General features: G+C 37.5%; 26 protein-coding genes. 23 read left to right on the forward strand and 3 right to left on the reverse strand.

All coding sequences use genetic code 11. From position 1 onward, the window contains the following. Nucleotides 1-35 precede the first annotated feature (35 nt). Nucleotides 36-845, reverse strand: coding sequence for a DNA ligase (locus tag PARA_RS06195; RefSeq protein WP_014065006.1), 810 nt, complete (start codon nucleotides 843-845; stop codon nucleotides 36-38). Between the two features lie 200 nt (nucleotides 846-1,045). On the opposite strand from PARA_RS06195, the gene lpcA reads away from it, so the two are divergent. The 10 genes from lpcA to PARA_RS06245 all read left to right on the forward strand — a co-directional run bounded on the left by lpcA (nucleotide 1,046) and on the right by PARA_RS06245 (nucleotide 8,616). Beyond that, nucleotides 1,046-1,630 carry a D-sedoheptulose 7-phosphate isomerase gene (lpcA, locus tag PARA_RS06200; RefSeq protein ID WP_014065007.1) on the forward strand — a complete coding sequence of 195 codons (585 nt, stop codon included), beginning with the start codon at nucleotides 1,046-1,048 and terminating at the stop codon, nucleotides 1,628-1,630. 149 nt (nucleotides 1,631-1,779) lie between these two features. After that, a complete protein-coding gene (artP, locus tag PARA_RS06205) occupies nucleotides 1,780-2,517 on the forward strand; it encodes an arginine ABC transporter ATP-binding protein ArtP (protein WP_014065008.1) in 738 nt (245 codons plus the stop codon). An 11-nt stretch (nucleotides 2,518-2,528) separates the two neighbouring features. Continuing rightward, nucleotides 2,529-3,248 carry an arginine ABC transporter substrate-binding protein gene (locus tag PARA_RS06210; RefSeq protein WP_014065009.1) on the forward strand — a complete coding sequence of 240 codons (720 nt, stop codon included), beginning with the start codon at nucleotides 2,529-2,531 and terminating at the stop codon, nucleotides 3,246-3,248. Between the two features lie 3 nt (nucleotides 3,249-3,251). Next, on the forward strand, nucleotides 3,252-3,923 hold the full coding sequence (artQ, locus tag PARA_RS06215; RefSeq protein ID WP_041918238.1) for an arginine ABC transporter permease ArtQ: 672 nt from the start codon (nucleotides 3,252-3,254) through the stop codon (nucleotides 3,921-3,923). Further along, nucleotides 3,923-4,606 (forward strand): arginine ABC transporter permease ArtM, encoded by a 684-nt coding sequence (gene artM, locus PARA_RS06220; protein ID WP_014065011.1) that lies wholly within the window; start codon nucleotides 3,923-3,925, stop codon nucleotides 4,604-4,606. Before artQ ends, artM begins: the two co-directional genes overlap by 1 nt. Nucleotides 4,607-4,698: 92 nt before the next feature. Beyond that, the gene (locus PARA_RS06225; RefSeq protein WP_041918321.1) at nucleotides 4,699-5,649 is read left to right on the forward strand and encodes a WYL domain-containing protein; all 951 of its coding nucleotides are present in this window, start codon (nucleotides 4,699-4,701) and stop codon (nucleotides 5,647-5,649) included. A gap of 58 nt (nucleotides 5,650-5,707) precedes the next feature. Continuing rightward, entirely contained in the window at nucleotides 5,708-6,598 is an 891-nt protein-coding gene (locus tag PARA_RS06230; RefSeq protein ID WP_014065013.1) for a 5' nucleotidase, NT5C type, read from the forward strand. Between the two features lie 3 nt (nucleotides 6,599-6,601). Then, complete coding sequence (locus PARA_RS06235) at nucleotides 6,602-7,312, forward strand: SIR2 family NAD-dependent protein deacylase (RefSeq protein ID WP_014065014.1); 711 nt, start codon at nucleotides 6,602-6,604, stop codon at nucleotides 7,310-7,312. Nucleotides 7,313-7,390: 78 nt separating this feature from the next. Further along, complete coding sequence (locus tag PARA_RS06240; RefSeq protein ID WP_014065015.1) at nucleotides 7,391-7,885, forward strand: opioid growth factor receptor-related protein; 495 nt, start codon at nucleotides 7,391-7,393, stop codon at nucleotides 7,883-7,885. A gap of 14 nt (nucleotides 7,886-7,899) precedes the next feature. Continuing rightward, nucleotides 7,900-8,616, forward strand: a complete 717-nt coding sequence (locus tag PARA_RS06245) for a hypothetical protein (protein ID WP_014065016.1) — start codon at nucleotides 7,900-7,902, stop codon at nucleotides 8,614-8,616. Nucleotides 8,617-8,673: 57 nt separating this feature from the next. Here the strand turns inward: PARA_RS06245 and rhuM are convergent, their stop codons facing one another. Beyond that, nucleotides 8,674-9,675 (reverse strand): RhuM family protein, encoded by a 1,002-nt coding sequence (gene rhuM / locus PARA_RS06250; RefSeq protein WP_014065017.1) that lies wholly within the window; start codon nucleotides 9,673-9,675, stop codon nucleotides 8,674-8,676. A gap of 224 nt (nucleotides 9,676-9,899) precedes the next feature. Here rhuM and PARA_RS06255 point away from each other — a divergent pair, with 224 nt between their 5' ends. From PARA_RS06255 to PARA_RS06275, 5 genes are all read left to right on the forward strand, one after another. After that, nucleotides 9,900-10,100: a DNA translocase FtsK gene (locus tag PARA_RS06255; protein WP_041918239.1), complete on the forward strand. Its 201-nt coding sequence runs from the start codon at nucleotides 9,900-9,902 to the stop codon at nucleotides 10,098-10,100. After that, entirely contained in the window at nucleotides 10,097-10,930 is an 834-nt protein-coding gene (locus PARA_RS06260; protein ID WP_014065018.1) for an SIR2 family NAD-dependent protein deacylase, read from the forward strand. Before PARA_RS06255 ends, PARA_RS06260 begins: the two co-directional genes overlap by 4 nt. A gap of 11 nt (nucleotides 10,931-10,941) precedes the next feature. Further along, nucleotides 10,942-11,691 carry a PP2C family protein-serine/threonine phosphatase gene (locus PARA_RS06265; RefSeq protein WP_014065019.1) on the forward strand — a complete coding sequence of 250 codons (750 nt, stop codon included), beginning with the start codon at nucleotides 10,942-10,944 and terminating at the stop codon, nucleotides 11,689-11,691. Between the two features lie 48 nt (nucleotides 11,692-11,739). After that, entirely contained in the window at nucleotides 11,740-13,413 is a 1,674-nt protein-coding gene (locus tag PARA_RS06270; protein ID WP_014065020.1) for a DUF262 domain-containing protein, read from the forward strand. A 78-nt stretch (nucleotides 13,414-13,491) separates the two neighbouring features. Then, nucleotides 13,492-15,543 carry an AAA family ATPase gene (locus tag PARA_RS06275; RefSeq protein WP_041918240.1) on the forward strand — a complete coding sequence of 684 codons (2,052 nt, stop codon included), beginning with the start codon at nucleotides 13,492-13,494 and terminating at the stop codon, nucleotides 15,541-15,543. A 43-nt stretch (nucleotides 15,544-15,586) separates the two neighbouring features. Here PARA_RS06275 and PARA_RS06280 read toward each other — a convergent pair whose 3' ends face one another. Further along, nucleotides 15,587-15,820 carry a zinc ribbon domain-containing protein gene (locus PARA_RS06280; RefSeq protein ID WP_014065022.1) on the reverse strand — a complete coding sequence of 78 codons (234 nt, stop codon included), beginning with the start codon at nucleotides 15,818-15,820 and terminating at the stop codon, nucleotides 15,587-15,589. A 203-nt stretch (nucleotides 15,821-16,023) separates the two neighbouring features. On the opposite strand from PARA_RS06280, the gene PARA_RS06285 reads away from it, so the two are divergent. The 8 genes from PARA_RS06285 to mraY all read left to right on the forward strand — a co-directional run bounded on the left by PARA_RS06285 (nucleotide 16,024) and on the right by mraY (nucleotide 25,415). Further along, nucleotides 16,024-17,598 (forward strand): carbon starvation protein A, encoded by a 1,575-nt coding sequence (locus PARA_RS06285; protein ID WP_014065023.1) that lies wholly within the window; start codon nucleotides 16,024-16,026, stop codon nucleotides 17,596-17,598. 208 nt (nucleotides 17,599-17,806) lie between these two features. Beyond that, a complete protein-coding gene (gene mraZ, locus PARA_RS06290; protein WP_005696540.1) occupies nucleotides 17,807-18,265 on the forward strand; it encodes a division/cell wall cluster transcriptional repressor MraZ in 459 nt (152 codons plus the stop codon). Between the two features lie 84 nt (nucleotides 18,266-18,349). Next, entirely contained in the window at nucleotides 18,350-19,318 is a 969-nt protein-coding gene (gene rsmH / locus PARA_RS06295; protein ID WP_041918241.1) for a 16S rRNA (cytosine(1402)-N(4))-methyltransferase RsmH, read from the forward strand. 1 nt (nucleotide 19,319) lies between these two features. Continuing rightward, entirely contained in the window at nucleotides 19,320-19,640 is a 321-nt protein-coding gene (gene ftsL, locus PARA_RS06300) for a cell division protein FtsL (RefSeq protein WP_014065025.1), read from the forward strand. Between the two features lie 14 nt (nucleotides 19,641-19,654). Continuing rightward, nucleotides 19,655-21,475 (forward strand): penicillin-binding transpeptidase domain-containing protein, encoded by a 1,821-nt coding sequence (locus tag PARA_RS06305; RefSeq protein ID WP_014065026.1) that lies wholly within the window; start codon nucleotides 19,655-19,657, stop codon nucleotides 21,473-21,475. A 14-nt stretch (nucleotides 21,476-21,489) separates the two neighbouring features. Continuing rightward, nucleotides 21,490-22,959, forward strand: a complete 1,470-nt coding sequence (gene murE, locus PARA_RS06310; protein WP_014065027.1) for a UDP-N-acetylmuramoyl-L-alanyl-D-glutamate--2,6-diaminopimelate ligase — start codon at nucleotides 21,490-21,492, stop codon at nucleotides 22,957-22,959. A gap of 9 nt (nucleotides 22,960-22,968) precedes the next feature. Continuing rightward, entirely contained in the window at nucleotides 22,969-24,339 is a 1,371-nt protein-coding gene (gene murF, locus PARA_RS06315; RefSeq protein WP_014065028.1) for a UDP-N-acetylmuramoyl-tripeptide--D-alanyl-D-alanine ligase, read from the forward strand. Continuing rightward, on the forward strand, nucleotides 24,333-25,415 hold the full coding sequence (mraY, locus tag PARA_RS06320) for a phospho-N-acetylmuramoyl-pentapeptide-transferase (RefSeq protein WP_014065029.1): 1,083 nt from the start codon (nucleotides 24,333-24,335) through the stop codon (nucleotides 25,413-25,415). Before murF ends, mraY begins: the two co-directional genes overlap by 7 nt. Nucleotides 25,416-25,453 lie beyond the last annotated feature (38 nt).

Consider the following 25,453-nt stretch of genomic DNA (forward strand, 5'->3'; position numbering starts at 1 on the left):
AGAGCGGTCAAAAATAGCGATGTTTTTGACCGCTCTTATTTTTTCTCTCGCCAATAAGTAGCAAAACGAGGTTTTCCAGAATTAGTTAATCCTCGATATTTGTAGGTAATCGTGCTACCAATAGGCGGTGGATTTTCGCGCTCACTCAGATTAAATCCTGAACCAATTTTGAATTTTCCACGATGGTTTTCACAGGTGAGCGATCCGAGTATATTCTCAAATTGTCCTTTCCCTTTGTGATGTGCTATCACGGTGCATTCTTCATCATAAGTATTTTTTAACTTTAAAATTTGTGTACTGCGTTTTCTTTCGTAAGGCGCATTAGGATTACGTAACACAACACCTTCACCTTTTTTCCTTTCAATTTCATGTAAATACTCGAATAAATGCGTTTTATCTCGTATTGGAATTTGCGGAATAATCTTGATATAAGATGTAGGGTGATCTTTCAAATAATCTTCTAAGTTTTTGAGACGTTCAAAGAGATTTCCTGAGGCATTCGGTACATCAAAAACATAAAGTGTTAATTTTGCCCAATTATCACCTTTAAAGGATTTTGTGATAGAAGCAATTTCTTCAAATTGATTACGTTCACTAAATATCTCACCATCAATGGCAAAAGGCGGAAATTGAGCGGTAAAATAGGTCGGTGCGGGCAAGGGCAGTCCTTGACGACTTAATAATGTTTTGCCATCCCAATAACCTCGTACCCCATCTAATTTTTCTGACATTACCCAACCTTGAACATCTTGGTTTTCATAAGTGTCTAATAGCATTAAATCATGCTCATTCGCCCAGGTTATTTGGCTGAATAGGAGGCAAAGTAATAAGTAAATCGCTCTCATGATGTTTCCTTTTTAAATTTATTGAGTTTAAAAAGTGCGGTCATTTTTTACAGCGTTTTTAATTGAATCTGTGATTCGTATCGCAAAATAATGAGAAGTAAGCTGAAAAATAGAGAGATAAGAAAGAGCGCTAGATTATTTGAAATGAACGCTATACAATGCCAACGCGATTTCGAATTTTAATTTTTAAGGAGAATAAAATGTATTTTGATCAAATTAAAGCTGAGCTTGTGGAAGCACAAGACGTATTAAATAAGTTTGTTTCAGATGATAACAACATCAAACTCATTGAGAAAGCGGCTAAATTATTAGCAGAAAGCTTTAAAAATGGCGGTAAAGTATTATCTTGCGGTAATGGTGGTTCTCACTGTGATGCTATGCACTTTGCAGAAGAACTCACTGGTCGTTATCGTGAAAACCGCCCAGGTTATCCTGCGATTGCAATTTCAGATGTGAGTCATTTAAGCTGTGTAAGTAACGACTTTGGTTATGAATATGTATTCTCTCGCTTTGTTGAAGCCGTCGGTAAAGAAGGCGATGTTTTATTTGGATTATCAACATCAGGCAATTCTAAAAATATCTTAAATGCGATTGAAGCGGCAAAAGCAAAAGGCATGAAAGTGATTGCGATGACAGGTAAAGATGGCGGTAAAATGGCCGGCTTAGCAGATGTTGAAATTCGTGTGCCACACTTTGGTTATGCAGATCGTATTCAAGAAATTCACATCAAAGTGATCCATATTTTAATGATGCTAGTTGAATTTGAGATGGCGAAAGAGGCCTAATTCGCGACAAGTGCGGTTAAAAATTCAATGATTTAAGGATCCCAAAAAGTTTTTTGGGATTTTTTATAAAAAATACTTGCATAAATAATCACTAAAAAGTAATATTTATTCATTCTTACAGGTCAATCAAGGATAGCAGTAAACTTAAAATGGCGATTAGTGTTAAAAATTTGAATTTCTTTTATGGTTCATCACAGGCATTGTTTGATATCAATCTTGATGCACAAGAAGGCGATACCGTGGTGTTACTCGGACCAAGTGGTGCAGGAAAAAGTACGTTAATCCGTACATTAAATTTATTAGAAGTACCAACCTCTGGTGAATTACATATTGCGAATAACCACTTTGATTTGTCTCAGGCTAATAATAATCCGAAAGCCATTCGTCAACTGCGTCAAGATGTAGGTATGGTATTCCAACAATATAATCTTTGGCCACATTTAACGGTGATTGAAAACCTGATTGAAGCGCCGAAAAAAGTGTTAGGTATTAGCGAGGAAGAAGCGAAAAAAGATGCATTAGAACTTTTAAAACGTTTACGTTTAGAAGAGCATGCCGATCGTTTCCCACTTCACTTATCTGGTGGTCAGCAACAACGTGTTGCCATTGCTCGAGCATTAATGATGAAACCACAAGTGTTGTTGTTTGATGAACCAACGGCAGCACTGGATCCTGAGATTACAGCTCAAATTGTTGATATCATTAAAGAACTTCAGCAAACGGGCATTACTCAAGTGATTGTAACTCACGAAGTAAACGTGGCACAAAAAGTGGCGACAAAGGTCGTTTATATGGAACAAGGTAAGATTATTGAAATGGGCAGTGCAGATTGCTTTGATAATCCAAAAACCGAACAATTTAAACAATATCTTTCACACTCAGAATAAGGAAACACAACATGAAAAAATTACTTTTAAGCGCAATGTTAATGGGCTCAGCTTTTGCTGCAAATGCACAAGAAATCACTTTCGCGATGGAGCCGAGCTACCCGCCATTTGAAACAACAAATGAAAAAGGTGAAATTATCGGTTTTGATGTGGATGTAGCGAATGCAATTTGTAAGGAAATCCAAGCGACTTGTCATTTCAAAAGCCAATCTTTTGATGCATTAATTCCAAGCTTGAAAGCAAAACGTTTTGATGCAGCGATTTCAGCTATTGATATTACCGAAGCACGTGCAAAACAAGTAGCATTTTCTAATGCATATTATGATAGTTCTGCAAGTTATGTTGCGCTAAAAGGAAAAGCAGATTTAGCTTCAGCAAAAACAATTGGTGTTCAAAACGGAACAACATTCCAACAATATACTGCAGCAGAAACCAAGCAATATAATGCAAAATCTTATGCAAGCTTACAAGATGCGATCTTAGACTTAAAAAATGGTCGTATTGATATCATCTTCGGTGATACTGCTGTATTGTCTGATATGATTTCTAAAGAGCCTGAAATTCAATTTGTTGGCGAGAAAGTGACTGACAAAAAATATTTCGGTAATGGTTTAGGTATCGCGGTAAATAAATCAAGCAAAGAATTGCTTGAAAGCTTGAATAAAGGTTTGGAAGCGGTGAAAGCAAACGGCGAATACCAAAAAATCTATGATAAATGGATGACTAAATAATCTATGTTTTATGATTATCTTACATTAATTGGACACGCAGCCCTAATGACCTTAGGGCTTGCTATTTGCTCTCTGATTGTCGGTTTATTACTCAGCATTGTTTTTACCGCCTTAGAAGCCAATAAATATGCATTTATTGCAAAACCAACGGCGATTATCATTGCTTTATTACGTGGTTTGCCAGAAATCTTAGTCGTACTACTGATTTATTTTGGTTCAACCCAAGTCGTAGAAATGCTAACGGGCGAATATATTGAATTCAGCGCCTTTGGTTGTGGTGTATTTGCATTGTCTTTGATTTTTGCCTCTTATGCTTCACAAACTTTACGTGGTGCGATTCAAGCCATTCCAAAAGGGCAGTGGGAATCAGGTGCAGCTTTAGGCTTAAGCCGTCCTTATACCTTCATCAATTTAATTATGCCACAAGTATGGAGACATGCTTTACCGGGTTTAAGCAATCAATGGCTCGTGTTATTAAAAGATACCGCGCTGGTGTCGTTAATCGGGGTAGATGATTTAATGCGTCAAGCAGGATACATCAATACAAATACCCATGAGCCTTTCACTTGGTATGGTATTGCAGCATTGATTTATTTAGTGATTACCTTGATTAGCCAAGCAGGGATTCGCAAATTAGAATTACGTTTCACTCGATTTGAACGGGGAGTCGAATAATGTTTCAAGAGTATTTAGCAGTGATTGCTCAAGGCATTCCGACTAGCCTGTTGCTTACAGTCGTGTCTTTGTTTATTGCCTTTTTCTTAGCGTTAGGCCTAACCTTCTTACTTTCTATTGGCAATAAATTGGTGAAAAGTGCGGTCAATTTATTCCTTGTTTTATTTACAGGGACCCCGCTTTTAGTGCAATTTTTCTTAATTTATGCAGGCCCTGGCCAATTCCAATGGTTGGTGGACAGCCCATTATGGGGATTATTTTCCAATGCATGGTTCTGTGCTGCATTAGCTTTGGCTTTGAATAGTGCCGCTTATTCAACCCAATTATTCCATGGGGCAGTAAAAGCGATCTCTAAAGGTCAATGGGAAAGCTGTGCGGCATTAGGATTAAGTCGTCTGCAGACTTTAAAAATCCTGATTCCTTATGCGTTAAAACGTGCGCTCCCGTCTTATACCAATGAAATTATCTTGGTATTTAAAGGTACAGCATTAGCTTCTACCATTACGATCATGGATATCATGGGATATGCACGTCAACTTTACGGCACCGAATATGATGCACTCACTATCTATGGTATCGCAGGTGGTATTTATCTCATCATTACCGGTATTGCTACTTTATTACTCCGTCAGTTAGAAAATAAAGTGTTAGCATTTGAACGTATTGATACCGCCAAAGCATAAAGTGCGGTCAAAAATAGAAACAAATCGGGCAGTTTGAAAATTGCCCGATTTTTTATATGATTAAAGAAAATATTTTTATTTATGAGGCAATTATGTCCGAATCATCTTCTCTAAAATTCCACCTCGAACTATTACGTTTAATTCCGAAAAACTATTCCATTAGCTCATTAGAACTGCGAGAGAAATTGCTCGCATTAGGTATTGAGCGTGATTTACGCAGTATTCAGCGTGCATTGAATACATTATGTGAGCAGTTTGAAATTGATTGCAATACCAATGATAAACCCTATAGCTATCGCTGGAAGCCTGATGCAAAAGGCTTAGATATGCCGATTTTAAACGAACAGCAATCGTTAGTGTTGATGTTAGCAAAGCAATATTTAGCTGGCATTTTACCTGCCAATATTATGCAATCGATGGAGGGGTTCTTTAAACAAGCAGATTACAATCTTGCTTATGAACCGCATAAAAAAAGTGCTTCAGAATGGCTCAATAAAGTGGCTATTGCGCCAACTAGCCAGCCATTATTGCCTGCAAAAATTGATCCTGAAATTTTTAAGCAAATTAGTACCGCACTTTATCAAAACCGCTTTTTAAAAGTTCATTATCGTAGCATTCATGGCAAGAAACATAAGGCTAACGTTAAGCCTCTAGCCCTTGTTCAGCAAGGCCCTAGCAGTTATTTGGTGGCAGAATATGAACATGGCGATATTTTACATTTAGCCTTGCATCGTTTACTTGAAGTGAATGTCAGCACAATGCAATTTGAACGTCCGAAATTTAATCTAAAAGCTTATGTTGAAAGCCAAAAATTTGGCTTTAGCTCTGGTAGAAAGATTCGTTTAACTTTCCGTATTGATAAAAAAACAGGTGGCTTTTTGACAGAAACACCATTATCAACTGATCAAACTGTAAAAGATTGTGGCTGCGACTATGAAATTTCCGCGACCGTGATTGAGAGCGCTATGCTGGAGTGGTGGATTGCCCATTTTGGTGAAGATTACCAAGAAATTGACCGCACTTATTTAGACGAAAATACCTAACGACATAAATTGTCGCTTCATCTTTTATCATTAAGCCATCAACAGAGAGGGCATTAAAATGAAGAAAATTGTTTATATTGATATGGATAATGTGATGGTTGATTTTCCGTCTGGTATTGCAAAATTAGATGAGAAAACCAAGCAAGAGTATGAAGGTCGATATGATGAAGTCGAAGGTATTTTCAGCTTAATGGAACCCATGCCAAACGCGATTTCTGCTGTCCATAAATTGATGAAGAAATACCATATTTACGCACTTTCTACCGCTCCTTGGCATAATCCATCCGCTTGGAGCGATAAAGTAAAATGGATCCAGCATTATTTCGGCGAAGAAAAAGGCTCAGCATTATACAAGCGGTTAATTTTATCTCACCATAAAAACTTAAACCAAGGCGATTATTTAATTGATGATCGCACTAAAAATGGGGCGGATAAATTTGAAGGTAAACATTTGCATTTTGGTACTGAACAATTTGCTAACTGGAACTGTGTACTATCTTATTTGGACTGTGGCCCTTTTACGCCAAGTGATATTTTGCAAGATTGCTTGAAAAAGCCAGCCGCCCTCGTGCAAGTTGAAAATGAGGAGCAAAGTCGAATCATTGGTGCTTTTGCCGATCGCTATAAATGGCAAGTGTTTAATTTGGCATGTGTTTATGCAGATGAAACAGCAACCGAACAGAAAACGGTCTATTTAATTATCAGCCCTTATCTCAGTGATGAATTTAAAATGCGTATTGAAGCAATGAGTGCTCATATTCAAGCCGAATATGACGTGTTATTACGCTCAAAATCACAGCTAAAACAATATTTCCAACGCCTTTCAGATAAGCCATTCTTGCATATTGAAAGCTATAATTATCAACCACTTTATAAAGCAGGGAATATTTTTGGCATGATGGCGAGAGATAGACAGGTTGATGAAATTTTACGACAAAAAGGAGCGTGAAAAATGACTTTGGAAAAGAAACCAATTTGCGTGGTATTAACTGGGGCAGGAATTAGTGCTGAAAGTGGTATTCCTACTTTTAGAGCGGAAGATGGCTTGTGGGCAGGGCATAAAGTAGAAGAAGTTTGCACACCTGAAGCCTTAAAGAAAAATCGAGCAAAAGTATTGGCATTTTATAATGAACGACGTCGTAATGCTCAAGCGGCAGAGCCTAATGCTGCACACTTGGCTTTGGTTGAATTGGAAGCGTTTTATGAGGTTCATATAATTACTCAAAATGTAGATGATTTACATGAGCGAGCGGGAAGTACTAACGTACTCCATTTACATGGGGAATTGAATAAAGCTCGCAGCAGTTTTAATACCGATTACATTGTTCCATGTTTGGGTGATCAACTATTAGAGGATAAGGATAATCACGGTCATCCAATGCGTCCACATATAGTCTTTTTTGGGGAAAATGTACCCATGTTTCCTAAAGCAGAAAAGTTAGTGAAAAAGGCAGATATTGTGATTGTTATTGGCACTTCATTACAGGTTTATCCTGCTAATGGATTAGTAAATCTCGCTCCATATGGTTCACTTATCTATTTGATCGATCCCAATCCCAATACAGGATTTGTCCGTAAGAAAGTGATTGCAATCAAAGAAAAAGCGGGTGAGGGCGTTCCGAAGGTAGTAGCAGAGTTATTGGAGAAAATTAAAAAATCATAGAAAACTGACCGCACTTTTCACATAAATAGCGAGTTTTATATCGCTATACTGTATGACTGATGAATTAACGAGAAACGTATGCATCCAGTAATTGAATTTTATTTAGAACAAAGAAAAAGCCAACATAATTTATCTTTGCAAGATATGTGGGCAATGCCAAAAAGAATGGTTGGTGATGCTTATTTATATATTCCTTGGCTTTTACCCGTTACTGAAAGTTCCAAATGGAATCGTTCAGTGCCAGTTTTTAATGAGAAAGACCGAATATTTTTTATTGAAAATGAAGCTATTCAAAAGAAATTTTTATATTCTATTGATTTTATTCTGGATTACTTCTGTTTATATCGTGAAGATAATAAAATATTCCCAAAACCTGAATTGAGTGAACGTAAAGTTTGGCTACGTAATATCGGGCATGAAAGTAAGAAGATTTCTCGCATCATTCGTAGTTTAAATTATTGTGGTCATCCTGAGTTGGCTAAAAGTTTACAGCAACTGGCAATAAAATTAGGTCAAGAAAAAGGCGTAATTCAAGAAGAAACCATAGGGATTTGGACAAATCTACTTAAATAATGAGGATAAGAATAATGGTAACAGAAGAATTTAAAAAAATAGCGGTGTCTTTCGCGGGAGGTGATGGTGGAAATCCTAAATCAGAAGTATGGTTTTGTGGATTAGAATGGGGAATAGGTGATGAAAACTCGCCAGATGATTTTTATGAGAAATTTAGTTTAACCCCTAAATTAATACCGCATTCTTGGGTAGAGGATGATTTTGATGGTAGTTGGACTACTCAATATAACAGAAAAATATGTTGGTTTTTGTGGTACTACTACAATTTAGATTGGAAAAATGGAGAAAGTGCGGAGCATTTTGTTAAAAAATACGATGTGCTTTACCCACAAGGTATTGGTTTCAAATTAAATATGCTACCAATCAATTTTAAAAATAGATCATCAATTAAATGGAATGATCAATTCATTAAGATGACAGGATTTGAAACATTCAATGAATATAGAGAGTGGTGCGTTGAAAATCGTGGTGCTTTTTATCGTCAACTTATAGATGAATGTAATCCTAAAGTTATTATTTGTACGGGAGTCACTGAAAAAGATAACTTCTTTAAGTTTTTTACTGGAGAGGCCGTATATGAAACTAAAGCGTTGAAAGAGTTTAATATCTTCTATCGCAAGTACAATGATACTTTAATTTGTGTTTGCCCATTTTTTGGTGGCCCAAGTGGCATTAATTCTTACGACAAAATGGAAGCATTAGTAGAGTCAGTAAAAGAATTATGTAAATAATTTTTTTGTTAAGTTTAACGTTGATAGATAAATAGCGACTTCGGTCGCTATTTATCATTACTTATCTTGCTTATGTTTAAGCATATGCATAATAAGCCTAATAAGCGTTTCTTTTTGTTTCGGATCAGATTCAGCAACTAATAAAGTGAGTGCTGCAAGCCCCGTATCATTGATAACAGGGTGTCCATCATGATCAAACAAACGCCCATTTCTATGTAAGAAATCGACAAATAAAAATGCGCCACTGCGTTTATTACCATCTGAAAAAGGATGGTTCTTGACGACAAAATAAAGTAAATGCGCTGCTTTTGCTTCAATGCTTGGATAAGCGGGTTCACCAAATACACTTTGATCTAAATTGCCTAGAATCGCAGATAAGCCATTATCTCGTTCACGTCCAAACAGATCACTTGCTTCACCTTTTGCCATCAGCTGTAATTTTAACTCTGCTAGTGCAGAACAGGCCTCAATATAAGTCGGTAACGTACCGCCTTGCTGTGTTTGTGGTTCGGTAAGTAAACCTTCATCATATTGTTGTAGCCATAAAAAGGTATGCGTATAACGGCTGACAATATCCACTAATCCACGACCACTTTCTAGCGTTAATTCTGATGAGTTTGCCGTTTTTTGAATGAGTGCAAGTGCTTGTTCTAATTCGTGAGCATTTTGCTGTAAACGTTTTTGGTTAATGGTATAGCCTTGAGTCAGATATTCTTTTAAACGTGCCGTTGCCCAGATTCTAAAATTTGTTGCAGATTTAGACTTCACTCGATAGCCTACTGAAATAATAGCATCCAAATTATAATGTTTAACCTTACGAGTAACTTGTCTTTTCCCTTCTTGTCGAACTACCGAGAAATCCTCGGTAGTTAAATTTTCATCAAGTTCTGCTTCATTAAAAATATTTTTTAAGTGTAGGCTTATGTTATCTGAGCTAGTATCAAAAATATTTGCCATCTGCGCCTGAGAAAGCCAAACGGTATCATTTTCAAATCTTACTTCCACTTGTGTTGTGCCATCTTGAGCTTGGTAAATTTCAATCGGATTTTGGTTATTCATATTCTTTTCCTTAATAAGTTATATGTATATATAAACAGATAAATATACATATTGCAATAAGGATAATCTTATTTGTAAAAGATCTTCTAAAAATAACCGCTTGTAACATTCTCCAGCGACACGAAATGTCGCTTCCTTCCATATAATTTTTTCCATAAAAGAGAGTTTTTTACCTCTTACAACACGCTTAAGCCCTTTTATAGAAACAACACAGGAGAAAACTTATGGCAATGAAAGTCACTTTTAAACGAGATCCACTTTTTGAGGATGTAAAAAAATTCGTGCAACAAGAAAAATTTACATCTGGTTCACGGATTCAACGCAAATTTAGTTTAGGCTTTAATCGAGCTGCGAGAATTGTAGCGCAGCTAGAGGAAGCTGGGGTTATTTCACCAATGAAAAATGGACAGAGAAAAGTATTATGAAAAATGACTTAAATTATGCAGTGGAACTTATCCATAAGGCTGATGGCATTTTAATTACGGCCGGGGCAGGAATGAGCGTAGATTCAGGTTTGCCAGATTTTAGAAGTGTCGGCGGGTTTTGGAATGCTTACCCAATGTTTAAAGGCCGCAATATCAATTTTGAAGATATTGCGACGCCATTGGCTTATGAAACTCATCAAGAGTTAGCTTATTGGTTTTACGGGCATCGCTTATCGCAATATCGCGCAACAATCCCGCATGATGGCTACCAAATTTTAAAACGTTGGGCAGAAAGCAAACCGTATGGTTATTTTGTTTTTACAAGTAATGTGGATGGGCATTTTCAGAAAGCAGGGTTTGAAGAAGGGCGCATTTATGAAGTGCATGGCACACTAGAGCGTTTGCAGTGTGCGCATAATTGCCGCGATTTAAGTTGGTCTGCAAAAGAATTTCAACCTGTGGTGGATAACGAAAACTTGCGCTTATTGAGTGAGCCACCTCGTTGTCCTTATTGTCAGCGTTTAGCAAGACAGAATGTACTCATGTTTGACGATTATTTTTACAGCAGTAATTATCAAAATTTAAAACGAAATAAGCTCGATTTATGGTTAAAAGAAGTGCAAAATCTCGTCGTCATCGAACTGGGGGCGGGGAAAGCTATTCCAACTGTGCGTCGCTTTTCTGAACGTACGGCGAAAGCAAAAAAGGGTGGATTTATCCGTATTAACCCACAAGATGCAGGTGTGCCGAAAATGCACTTTTTAAGTCTAGAAATGAAGGCGTTAGATGCCCTAAAAGCGATTGATCGCCTGCTAAATCCTTCTCAATAAGCGGTTGAATAATGGAAAATTTTTGCGAAATTACCTTCTGCCAACAAATTGGCAGCAACAAGCGACACAACCAAGATGCCCTTTTTAATGGTGAGGCGGTGTTTCAATATAAACTCAAAACGGCTGAAAAACGCCTTGAAAACCGACCGCACTTTATTGTGGGCGTGGCAGATGGTATTTCCAATAGCAACCGACCTGAAAAAGCGAGCAAGTTGGCAATGCAATTATTAAGCCAAATGGAAAGCATAAGTAGTCAAACGATCTACGATTTACAATCTAGTTTATCTGCAGAATTAGCGGAGGATTATTTTGGCGCAGCAACCACTTTTGTTGCGGCTGAAATTGATCAAATAACCCGTAAAGCCAAAATTCTCAGCGTAGGCGATAGCCGTGCTTATTTAATTGATGCCCAAGGAAAATGGCAACAAATTACGCAAGATCATTCAATTCTGTCTGAATTATTGACTGATTTTCCCGATAAAAAAGAAGAAGATTTTGCCACGATTTATGGCGGTGTTTCTTCTTGTTTAGTCGCGGATTATTCCGAATTTCAAGATAAAATTTTTTATCAAGAAATTAAAATTCAACAAGGGGAAAGTTTATTACTGTGTTCTGATGGATTAACAGATGGACTTTCTGCTGAAGTAAGAGAAAAAATTTGGAAACAATATGATAATGATAAATCTCGATTGACGGTGTGTCGTAAATTAGTTGCGAAGCAAGTCTTTTATGATGATTTATCGATGGTTATTCTTAAATGAAACTTTTATAATTCACTTTGTGATTTAACATTCTAATAAGGAAAAATTATGTCTTACCAAGGAATCTCCATTCGTGAAGTTTTAGATAAAATTAATGCCAATACAAACGGTTGGTATTTGCCGGAAGTGCAACGCCAGTATGTTTGGGGAAATCGCAATAATTCTGAAGATTATGTGTGCTTATTATTAGATTCTTTATTGCAAGGTTATCCTATCGGCGGGATTGTTGTATGGGAAAATTCAGCTAAAGTACCTTTCCGACTATTCTTAACTGATTACGCATCAAATAAATTCAATAAGTCGGTTGAAGAAGGTAGATGGGGGCAAAGTAAATCGTTAGTTTATGATGGGCAGCAACGATTACAAACTTTATATTCTGTACTGAAATATACATTTAATGATCGGGTTTTACATTATGATTTATTTTTTGATGCTAAAAATGCAAATGCAGATGAAACAGGTTTCTTATTTAGAAATAAGGATGCAACCCCTGAATTACGTTATTTAAAGTTGACAGAGCTTTGTTCTATATCTTGTCCAGAAGCATCGGAAGAATCGGAAGCAAAATATACTATCGAAGATAGGTTAAAACCTTTGTATGAGCATGATAAAGAAAAAAGACCTATTGTTTGTCAAAATTTTGATAGATTATGGGATGTTTTTGTAAAAGATCATAAAAAACAAATTGCTTATTTCTCAATTAAAGCAAATAGTCCTGATACGGCAAATGAGGTTTTTCGTCGATTAAATATTGGAGGAGTTTCGTTGACTTCAGTAGAATTGGTTTTAAGTAAAATAAAGGCAAAATATTATGATTTTGAAGAGAAATTATGGGAGCTTTCTAATAAAATTAAAAAATATGATATTGAATTTTCTTCAGAACAGTTATTGCAATTACTTTATCTTTTGATTAAGGGGACAATTCGCGTAGATGATCGCTACTTCAAGGGAACTGATGAGGAACTTGATCTATTTAATAGTAAATTAGAAGATGTAGAGATTCCTCTTCTTGATTTTTTTAATTATTTAAGAAGCGAGTTTAATATAAACCATAATTATATCATACCTAGATGGGCAGCTATATTGCCAATGATAATTTATTTAATTAGACGAAACGAGATTAATCATAATTATAAATGGAGTGATAATTATAATGACGAACATAAAAAGCAAATGAAAGCTGTTCATCAATACTTTTTATCTTCACAAATTTTGGATTGGAATACGCAGACAATGGTCAACGAATTTTCTCGTTTGGCTACAGAAGCAGCAAAAAATCAACATGAATTTCCTCTAAGTGAAATCAAAGCATTTGCAGTATCCAAAAATCGTGTAGGTGAATTAAATGAAAGTAACTTTACTTGGCAGCCTTGGTTTGCTTTAAAAATGTTACAACCAGGAAGAGCATTTAATTTTACGGAAAATAAACCTCATATTGATCATATATTTCCAATGAATAGAGGTATTGATGATGAGATTTATCAAAATGAAGTTGATGTCTTATGGAATTTCCAAATATTACCTGCAGGTGTAAATCTTTATAAATGGAATAAATCTCCGAAAGAATTTTTATTGTCTCATCCAGAGCTTAAAGAAAAATTTGATTTTATTCCTGATTTGGATAGTGAAGTATGGAATAATTACATAGACTTTATCCAGTATCGTAAGAACTTAATGATAAAGTATTTAAAAGAACGATATGATATTTCTTTAAATTCCTAACGACATAATCCGTCGCTCTACTTCTTAAACTATGCTCAAACCTAATAGGTTTGAGCATTTTTTATTGGAGTGATGATTATGTCTAAATTCAAACTTAACCCCCCATCGGTTTCCCCTTATACCGAAAAATTAATGTTGCAACTTTTATTGGAATATCGAGGATTTGCAGAGGTTTTTCATGAAGATGTTTGGCACTATGACAATATTGCAGCGGCTTTAGGTTTACCGAGTGAAATGGAGCGTTGCGATGATTTTCGTGCGAAAGTAAAAAAATTATTACAAGCACGAAATAAAACGTTGCCAAAATTGACCGCTCTTTGCGTAAACGAGAATCCAATTATTCAACAAAATATTGATACGCTGACCCAATTATTATCATTGAATACTACTGAGCAGACGCTTTTCCGTTTATCGGTTCAGCTACGCTTAGATGAGCCATTGAAAAAATTGAGCGAGGTATTACCAAAATCTAATTTTGTAGGGGTAAGTGAGGTATTATCAAATTTATTTGGTTTGCCAAAATCGGACATTATTTCTGCCTTAAAAGATAAGGGAAAACTATTAGGCTATGGCTTGCTTGAACGAAACTATAATCCAGATAGCCTCCATGACTATTTGGATTGGGGAAAAATGTTAGATTTTGATGAATTCATCTCAGAACCATTAAATGAGCAGGTGTTATTAAAAGCTTGTACAAAACCAGCTATTGAACCTAGTTTGAGTTTAGACGATTTTGCTTATTTAAACGAGATGAAAACAATGATGCTGGATTATCTTCAGTCCTCATTCGCTACTCATAGAAAAGGTGTAAATATTTTAATTTATGGTGCACCAGGTACAGGAAAAACAGAGTTCGCAACGTTATTAGCAAAAGCAGTGAGTGTTTCGGCACATAATATTACTTATATGGATGAAAATGAGGAAGTGATCCGAGCGGAAGAGCGTTTGAATAAATGCCGTGTTGCACAAAAGATTTTAGAAGGGCAATCTTCGTTATTGATTTTTGATGAAATAGAAGATGTTTTTCGCGCTGGTTTTTTTGAGCGTTCAGTAGCGCAGAAAAATAAAGCTTGGATGAATCAATTATTAGAAAATAACAATGTGCCGATGATTTGGATATCTAATTCTGTTTTTGGCATAGATCCTGCTTTTTTACGCCGATTTGATTTTATTTTAGAAATGCCTGATTTGCCGTTGAAAAATAAGTCAGCATTGATTACGCAACTGACTGAGGGGAAATTAAGTTCGGCTTATGTGCAGCATTTTGCGAAAGTGCGGTCATTAACGCCGGCGATTTTAAGCCGTACAATTCGGGTGGCAAAGGAACTCAACACATCTAATTTTGCTGAGACTTTGCTCATGATGTTTAATCAAACCTTAAAATCGCAAAATAAACCGAAAATCGAACCGCTTGTTTTAGGCAAAGCCGACTATAACTTGGATTATGTGGCTTGTAATGACAATATTCATCATATTAGTGAAGGGTTAAAACGGTCGAAAAAAGGGCGAATTTGTTGCTATGGCCCGCCAGGAACAGGAAAAACTGCTTGGGCAGCATGGCTTGCTGAGGAGTTAGATATGCCACTGTTGTTAAAACAAGGCTCTGATTTACTTGATTCTTATGTGGGCGGAACAGAACGAAATATTGCACAAGCCTTTGAACAAGCGAAAAATGATAATGCGTTATTGGTGCTAGATGAAGTAGATACCTTCTTATTTTCTCGAGAAGGCGCAGACCGAAGTTGGGAACATTCACAAGTGAATGAAATGTTGACACAAATTGAACGTTTTGAGGGATTAATGGTGGTTTCAACAAACCTGATTGAAGTGCTTGATCCAGCAGCATTACGTCGCTTTGATTTGAAATTGAAGTTTGATTATTTAACACTGAAACAACGTTTAGATTTTGCTAAACAACAGGCTGAAATCTTAGGGTTGCCATCATTATCGGAAGAGGATTTAAGTCAGATTGAATCGCTTAATCTGCTGACGCCTGGAGATTTTGCTGCAGTGGCTCGTCGTCACCAATTTTCTCCTTTTCAAAAGGTGCAAGATTGGCTGAGCTCATTACAAGGTGAATGTGAAGTGAAACCAGCGTTTTCTTCAACGACACGACGGATTGGGTTCTAATTAAAGTGCGGTCAAAATTTTCATTATTTTTTGACCGCACTTTTTATTCTCCTGTCAGCCAACTTGCGAGCAAAATAACGATGGTGAAAATAGCGAACCAAATAAGGTGAAGTTTAGTGCTTTTTCGATTAATTTCGGCATTATGTTGGCGTCGTTCTTCGAGTTTTTGTTTGTAAATTTCAAGATCTTCTTCTTTAAAAGAAAAACCACAATTCGGACAAAATTGAGCGGATTCGCTGATTTTTTTACGACATTCAGGGCAGCGAGTAAGAGCCATTTATGATCCTTTTTTAATTATTTGAATTTATGAGCTTATTGTAAGTGAAAAAAGCGTAATGATAAACGTGATATAGATCACAAATTTGAAACATTGTAAAAATTAAAATTTTTGATTTTGAGAATTTTAACTTAGAATACCGCCGACGAAGTCTAGCATATGGCTAGATTTCGGTATTCATTTATTCCTGAGGAGTATTTTTTATGTTGTGGTTTTTCTTCTGCGTGGCGTTATTGCTTGCAGGTTATTTCTTTTATAGTCGAGTGATTGAGCGCATTTTTGTGATCAATCCAAATCGTCAAACGCCAGCGTATACCATGAATGATGGCGTTGACTATATGCCCATGTCTAAAACCAAGATTTGGTTAATTCAATTATTAAATATTGCTGGTACAGGCCCAATCTTTGGTCCGATTCTTGGTGCGTTATACGGACCAGTTGCTATGCTTTGGATCGTCGTTGGTTGTATCTTTGCTGGTGCAGTACACGATTATTTCTGCGGAATGTTAAGTGTGCGTAATGGCGGGGCATCTATGCCAAACCTTGCAGGTAAATACTTAGGTCGTCCAGTTAAAGCATTCATTAACGTATTAGCTGTTGTGCTTTTATTATTAGTGGGTGTGGTATTCGTTGCAAGTCCTGCTCAATTAATGGGTACGATCACTATGGACGTATTCGGTGCTGCTACAGGTAGCATTTCTATTAGCAATGCGGAAGAAATCCATCAAGCAGCTGAAGCGGGTGGTATTACCGTTTGGGGTATGGACAAAGCAACTGTTATCAATGTTTGGACTGCTATCATCTTCATTTACTATATTCTTGCGACATTACTTCCAGTTGATAAAATCATTGGTCGTATCTATCCGTTCTTCGGTGCATTATTGCTCTTTATGTCAGTAGGTATGGTATATGGTTTAGTCAGTGCAGATCTTAGCTCTGCGGATCCAATTTCTTTCTATCGTTCTGTGGACGGTATGTCTTTTGAGAAATTCTTCCAAAACTTTGAAACCCGTGCAGATCTACCATTATGGCCACTCTTGTTCTTAACAATCTCTTGTGGTGCATTATCAGGTTTCCACGCAACACAAAGCCCGTTAATGGCGCGTTGTACTGAAAACGAAAAAGAAGCTCGTTTCATTTTCTACGGTGCGATGATCGGTGAAGGTGTGATTGCATTAGTATGGTGTGCGGTTGGTTTAAGTTTCTATGATTCTTTACCAGATTTATTAGCAGCGATTAAAGCGGGTTCTCCTTCTAAAGTGGTTTATGATTCTTCTATCCACTTCTTAGGTCTTGTTGGTGGTATTTTTGCAGTATTAGGTGTGGTTGTTCTTCCAATTACATCAGGCGATACAGCATTCCGTGCGGCACGTCTTGTTATTGCAGAATTCTTCAACTTAGAACAAAAAACCTTAGCTAAACGTTTAATGATTGCTGTTCCATTATTTACGCTTGGTTTTATCGTATCAAAAATCGACTTCTCAATCTTATGGCGTTACTTCACTTGGGCAAACCAAACCACAGCGATGGTAATGTTATGGACTGCAGCAGCATACTTATACCGTTATAATAAATTCCACTGGGTATGTACAATTCCTGCGGTATTTATCAGTACAGTATGTTTCACTTACCTAGCATACAACAAAATTGGTTTCGGTTTAGACTATCAATTATCTGTTTATATCGGCTTAGGTTTAACAGCACTTTGTTTAGTATTATTCTTCACACAGCTTAAACCATTAGGTGCTCGTGACGAAGAAGCTTATGTAAATAACTAGTCAAATTGAGTTAAAAATTTAAAAACCGTTTGAGGAAAACCTCAAACGGTTTTTTTGTTTATTTTATTACCAAAATTTACCAATCTTTACGTTTTAATTGCTTGCAAGTTAAGGCTACAACCGATAAACTTACACAAAGTGGTGAAAAGTGGAATTTTGTGGAGAATTCTGCTAATTTTTCTAAAAATAAACGTTTAAAGGTAGAAAAATGTTTCGTGGTGCAGCAGCGGTAAATTTAGATGCGAAGGGGCGTGTAGCGATTCCTACTCGTTATCGTGCTGAAATCATGGAAAAGAACCAAGGCCAAATGGTTTGTACCGTTGATATTCGTCAGCCTTGTTTATTGCTTTATCCTTTAGATGAGTGGGAAAAAATCGAACAAAAACTACTTTCACTCTCCAACTTTGACCCAAATCAACGCCGTTTACAACGTGTTATGCTTGGTTATGCCACTGAATGTGAAATGGATGCGCAAGGTCGTATCTTATTAAGTGGTCCATTACGTCAACACGCAAAATTAGAAAAAGGCTTAATGTTGGTAGGGCAGTTGAATAAATTTGAAATTTGGAGTGATACCGAATGGTATGCACAAATTGATGAAGATATCGAAATTGGCTCAAGTGCTGAATTCGGTGCTTCTGAAGAACTAAAAATGCTGTCATTATAGAACAGCAGCACTAGCAGGATAAGCGGTGCTTGCGCCGCTCTATCTTCTCTTTATCGATTTTGATTTAACGTTTACTTTTTACTTATGACTATGCAAAATTCCTTTTCTGCACCTGAACATATCACAGTTTTGCTTCACGAAGCGGTGAATGGTTTGGCGTTGAAAGAAAACGGAATTTATATCGATGGTACCTTTGGTCGTGGTGGTCATTCTCGTCTTATTCTTTCCCAACTTTCTGAAAATGGTCGTTTAATTGCTATCGATCGCGACCCTCGTGCAATTGCTGAAGCTGAAAAAATTCAAGACCCTCGTTTTCATATTGAACATAATAGCTTTTCTCACATTCCAGACATCTGTCAAAAACTCGATTTAGTTGGTAAAATTGACGGTATTTTGCTGGATTTAGGGGTGTCATCTCCACAGCTTGATGAAGCAGACCGTGGTTTCAGTTTTATGAAAGATGGCCCGTTAGATATGCGCATGGATACCACACAAGGTTTATCTGCGGCAGAGTGGCTAAAGCAAGTATCTGTTGATGATTTAACTTGGGTGTTAAAAACCTTTGGTGAAGAGCGTTTTGCAAAACGAATTGCCACTGCCATCGTAGAATTTAATAAAAGTGCGGTTAAAAATGGCACAGAATGTTTGAGTCGTACTTCTCAGCTCGCTGAATTAATTGCTCAAGCCGTACCATTTAAAGATAAACATAAGCATCCGGCTACTCGTAGTTTCCAAGCCATTCGAATTTATATTAATGCAGAATTAGATGAATTAGAAAGTGTATTAAATTCTGCATTAGATATGTTAGCCCCTGAAGGGCGTTTATCGATTATCAGTTTCCATTCACTTGAAGACAGAATGGTAAAACATTTCATGCGTAAGCAAAGCAAAGGCGAGGATATTCCAAGAGGCTTACCACTACGTGAAGATCAAATTCAACGTAATCAAAAGTTAAAAATCATTGGTAAAGCTATTCAGCCGAGTGAGGCTGAAATTTCGGCAAATCCACGCTCAAGAAGTGCGGTTTTACGTATTGCGGAAAGGGTGAAATAAGATGTTAGAAAATAGCGAACGTTATCCTTTACAACATATTCTCGTTGAAGATATTTTTTCTTCTAATAAATTAGTTGTCGTCTTACTTTTATTAATTTTAGCTTCTGCAATGGGCACGATTTGGATGACCCACCAAACACGAGGCTTAATTTCTGAAAACGGGCAATTGGTATTACAACACCAAGCCCTTGAAAACGAATATCGCAATTTGCAATTACAAGAAGCAACCGAAAGTGATAATACAAGAGTTGAATCTATTGCAATTGGTACATTAAAAATGCAACGTGTTCAAAGTGAACAAGAAGTGGTTATTTTTGAATAGGAATTTTGAATAAAATGGTTAGATTTAATTCCTCTAAGAAACCAGGAAAGCCAAAGAAAACAATTAGAAAATTGGCTCAACCTGCGTCAGTAAAACCAAACAAACCGAAAATGGTGTTTGAGAAATGCTTCCTTCGTGGTCGTTATCTCATTGCGACAAGTTTTATTTTCTTAGGCTTAGGCGCATTAGTGGCTCGTGCTGCTTATGTGCAATCGGTTAATTCTGAAACCCTTTCTGGTGAAGCGGACAAACGTTCATTACGTAAAGATGATGTGCTTTCTGTTCGTGGTTCAATTTTAGATCGTAATGGCCAATTATTATCGGTGAGTGTGCCGATGAGCGCAATTGTGGCTGAACCTCGTTTAATGTTAAAAGAAAATGCATTAGAGGATAAAGAACGTATCAAAGCCCTTGCTAACGAATTAAATATGACACCTGCAGAGTTGGTGAAAAAAATTGAGAAAAATCCAAAATCAGGTTTCTTGTATTTAGCACGTCAAGTAGAGGCGGGCAAAGCAAATTATATCCGTGACCTCAAAATTAAAGGTATTTCATTAGAAACTGAACCTCGTCGTTTTTATCCACGTGTAGAAGAAGCGGCTCAATTAATCGGCTTTACCAACATTGATGGTAAAGGTATTGAAGGCGTTGAGGCGAGCTTTAACTCAATGCTAGTGGGGAAAGACGGTGCACGTGTTGTTCGTAAAGACAAACGTGGTAACGTGGTTGAGCATATTGCAGATGAGAAAAAATACGATGCACAAGATGTGACCTTAAGCATCGATGAAAAATTGCAATCAATGGTGTATCGTGAAATCAAAAAAGCGGTAACTGAAAATAAAGCAGAATCAGGTACAGCGGTATTGGTAGATGTGCGTACGGGTGAAGTGTTAGCAATGGCAACAGCGCCTTCTTACAACCCAAATAACTTGGCTAATGTAAAAGATGAATTAAAACGTAACCGTGCGATTACGGATACCTTTGAGCCAGGTTCAACCGTAAAACCTTTCGTTGTTTTGACCGCACTTCAACGTGGCGCAGCGAGACGTGATGAAGTGATTAATACAGGTTCATTTACTGTGAGTGGTAAAGAAATCGTGGACGTGGCACCTCGCCCACAACAAACCTTAGATGAAATTTTAATTAACTCCAGTAACCGAGGTGTGAGCCGTCTTGCGTTACGTATGCCACCTTCAGCATTGATGGAAACTTACCAAAATGCAGGTTTGGGTAAAGATACAGAGTTAGGCTTAATTGGTGAGCAACGTGGTGTATTAAATGCAAACCGTAAACGTTGGGCGGATATCGAACGAGCTACGGTAGCTTATGGTTATGGTATTACTTCAACACCATTACAAATTGCGCGTGCTTATGCCACTTTAGGCAGCTTCGGGATTTATCGTCCGCTTTCTATCACAAAAGTCGATCCGCCAGTCATTGGTCAACGTGTCTTCTCTGAAAAAATTACGAAAGACGTCGTGGGTATGTTAGAGAAAGTGGCAATCAAAAATAAACGTGCGATGGTTGAAGGTTATCGTGTTGGTGTGAAAACAGGTACGGCACGTAAAATTGAAAATGGTCACTATGTTAATAAATATGTGGCATTTACAGCGGGTATAGCACCAATTAGCGATCCACGTTATGCATTAGTTATTTTGATTAACGATCCGAAAGCCGGGCAGTACTATGGTGGTGCGGTATCTGCCCCGGTATTCTCTAGCATTATGGGTTATACCTTACGTGCTAACGGTATTGCACCAGATGCAGAACCAACAGAAAAAACAGCAAGACGTACTGTTCGCTTAAGCGATCAAAAATTTGAAAAAATGAATTAAGAAAAGGCAAAACAATGAAAAAATTGACCGCACTTTTTGATCTTCCGGTGCTTTCAGACATTAATGTGAAGGCGATGGTGTTAGATAGCCGCAAGGTTACCCAAGGTGATTTGTTTGTGGCAGTAAAAGGGCATCGTTTTGATGCGAGTCAATTTGTTCCTCAATCCATCTCTTCTGGCGCAAGTGCGGTCGTTTTAGAAACAGATTTAGAAAACGAGCATTTGAGCATCCAATGGCAAAATAATGTGCCAGTGATTCATTACTATCATTTATCTGCCAATCTTTCTGCATTGGCAGGTAAATTCTATGAACATCCTTCCGAAAAACTGACGTTAGTTGGTGTAACTGGAACAAACGGTAAAACCACCGTTTCTCAATTATTAGCTCAATGGGCAACGCTATTCGGCCATAAAGCAGCCGTCATGGGTACTATTGGTAATGGCTTGTTAGGTCAAGTTAAAGAAGCAAAAAACACCACAGGCTCAGCCGTTGAAGTTCAAGAAAACCTCGCTGATTTTGTAGAGAAAGGGGCTGGTTTTGCTTCTATCGAAGTGTCTTCACATGGTTTAGTTCAACACCGTGTTGAAGCCCTTAAATTTAAAGCCGCTATTTTTACCAATTTAAGTCGTGATCATTTGGATTATCACGAGACAATGGAAAAGTATGCAGAAGCTAAAAAACGCTTTTTCGTTGATTTAGCCCCCGAATTACAAATTCTTAATGCTGACGATCCTATTGGAGCTGCGTGGTTAAGTGAATTACCAAATGGTATTGCAGTCAGCTGTCGCCCGGATTTTCAACCAACTTCTAAACAATGGCTTTATGCAACACAGATTTGTTTTACTCACGAAGGTGCGGTGATTGATGTTGCTTCAAGTTGGGGTAATGGCACATTACATAGCCCATTAATTGGCGCCTTTAACGTGAGTAATCTGCTGTTAGCCACAGCCGTTTTATTGGCTTTAGGTTATTCTTTTGATGAACTTATCCGTACAGTTTCACAGCTAAAAGGGGTAAATGGAAGAATGGAATTGATTAAAAAAGCAGGCAAACCAACTGTTATCGTTGATTATGCGCACACTCCGGATGCATTAGAAAAGGCATTAAATGCCGCGCGTGAACATTGTAAAGGCAAACTTTGGTGTATCTTTGGTTGTGGCGGAGATCGTGATGCAGGCAAGCGTCCGCTGATGGCAAAAGCGGCTGAGCAGTTTGCAGATTTAGTGATCGTAACCCAAGATAATCCGCGTACAGAAGACCCAAATAAAATTGAAGCAGATATTCTTACTGGCTTTAGTCGAATGGAAGATGTTGGTGTGATTCCAGATCGCGAAGAAGCCATCAAATTTACCATTGAGAATGCAGTTGAAAATGATGTGATTGTGATTGCCGGTAAAGGTCATGAAAATTATCAAATCATTGGTGATAAAACACTTCATTTCTCCGATCAAGAAGTGGCTGAAGCTTATTTAACGAAAAAATAAAAAAATAGAATGATTAAACTAACTACCCAACAGCTTGCTCAAATTTTAAATGCTGATCTTACTGGAGATGAGCAGGCCGTTGTTGAAAATATCAATACGGATACACGTAGATCGGTATCTAACTCGCTTTTCTTTGCGTTAAAAGGTGAGCATTTTGATGCCCATCAATACTTAGATAAAGCCGTTGAGCAAGGTGCGGCAGCCTTAGTTGTGCAACAAGCTAACACCGAAATTGCAACGCCACAATTGGTTGTCGCAGATACGCGCTTAGCCCTTGGTCAATTAGCAAAATGGTTACGTGAAAAAATTAATCCTCGTACCGTGGCGATGACAGGTTCATCGGGTAAAACTACGGTGAAAGAGATGACTGCATCCATTTTGCAACAAACAGCTGGCAATCCTGAAGCCGTGTTATTCACAAATGGTAATTTTAACAATGATATTGGTGTACCATTAACGTTATTACGCTTAACCGAACAACATAAATTTGCCGTTATTGAATTAGGTGCCAATCATCAAGGTGAAATTGATTACACCACGCATCTTGCTCAGCCTGAGGCCGCATTAGTGAATAATGTAGCGGCTGCACATTTAGAGGGATTTGGCTCCATTGAAGGTGTAGCGCGTGCGAAAGGTGAAATCTATCGTGGTTTAACCCAAAATGGCGTGGCGATTATTAACAGTGAACATAATTATATTGAATTGTGGCAAAAAGAAATTGGTTCCCATGCTATTCAATATTTTAATGGTCGTGATTACAAAGCTGAAAATGTAAAACATTCACCTAATGGCTCAACCTTTACGTTAGTTTCACCAAAAGGTAGCATTGAAATTAATTTGCCTTATTTAGGTGAGCATAATGTAAAAAATGCCTTGGCAGCGACCGCACTTGCTATGAATGTGGGGGCGAGTCTTGCTGATGTAAAAGCAGGTCTTGAACATCGTTCTCAAGTAAAAGGAAGATTATTCCCGATTCAAGTGAATGAAAATCTACTTTTATTAGATGATACTTACAATGCGAATGTCGATTCTTTACAAGCAGCGATCGATGTTTTAAAAGGTTACGATGCTTTCCGTATTCTACTCGTGGGTGATATGAAAGAATTAGGCGAAGATAGTCTAAAATGTCATCAACAAGTGGGCGAACATGCAAAACAAGCGAAATTAGATTTAGTGCTTTCTTACGGAATAGAAAGTGCGGTCATTTCTGAAGCTGTTTTAGGAAAACATTTTACAGATAAAGCTGAATTGACAGCTTATGCGTTAGATATTATTAAACAGAAATTACAAGAAAACCAAAAAGTCGTCGTATTAGCGAAAGGCTCTCGCTCAATGAAAATGGAAGAGACGATTTATTCATTAAAGGATAGCTTATGTTAGTTTGGCTTGCTGAATACTTAGTTCGCTATGAAACGGCATTTAATGCCATTTCCTATATTACCGTACGTGCGATTTTGGCATTATTGACCGCACTTTTCATTTCTTTATGGATTGGTCCGAAAGTGATCAAACGCCTTCAAATTTTAAAATTTGGTCAAGAAGTGCGTAATGACGGACCTGAAAGTCACTTTGCGAAAAAAGGCACCCCAACCATGGGCGGTGTGATGATTTTATTCTCCATTGGTGTGAGTACTTTATTGTGGGCCAACTTAGCGAATCCTTATGTTTGGATTTGTTTGTTTGTATTGTTTGGTTATGGTGCAATTGGCTTTGTAGATGATTTCCGTAAAATTACACGTAAAAATACCGATGGTTTAATTGCGCGTTGGAAATATTTCTGGATGTCAGTAGTCGCATTAGTGGCGATCATTTGGTTGTATTGGTTAGGTCATGATACAGATGCAACTCGTTTAGTGATTCCATTCTTCAAAGATATCATGCCGCAATTAGGTCTATTCTATATTGTGTTGTCTTACTTTGTGATTGTGGGCACAGGCAATGCGGTAAATTTAACCGACGGTTTAGATGGTCTTGCCATTATGCCAACAGCTTTAGTGGCTGGTGCATTTGCTTTGATTGCATGGGCGACTGGTAACGTTAATTTTGCAGAATATTTACATATCCCTTATATCAAATATAGCTCAGAAGTCGTGGTGTTCTGTACCGCAATCGTAGGCGCAGGCTTAGGTTTCTTATGGTTTAATACTTATCCGGCTCAAGTCTTTATGGGCGATGTAGGCTCTCTTGCACTTGGTGGCGCACTTGGTGTTGTTGCCATCCTTGTTCGTCAAGAATTCTTATTAGTGATTATGGGTGGGGTATTTGTTGTTGAAGCCTTGTCTGTAATTTTACAAGTGGGTTCCTACAAATTAAGAAAACAGCGTATTTTCAGAATGGCACCAATTCATCACCACTTTGAATTGAAAGGCTGGCCAGAACCTCGGGTGATTATTCGGTTTTGGATTATTTCCTTGATGTTGGTGTTGATGGGGCTTGTAACGCTCAAACTAAGATAATTTTTGTAGGGTGCACTTGTTGCACCCTGTGTGATCCC

This window comes from Haemophilus parainfluenzae T3T1, assembly GCF_000210895.1.
Classification (GTDB): domain Bacteria; phylum Pseudomonadota; class Gammaproteobacteria; order Enterobacterales; family Pasteurellaceae; genus Haemophilus_D; species Haemophilus_D parainfluenzae_A.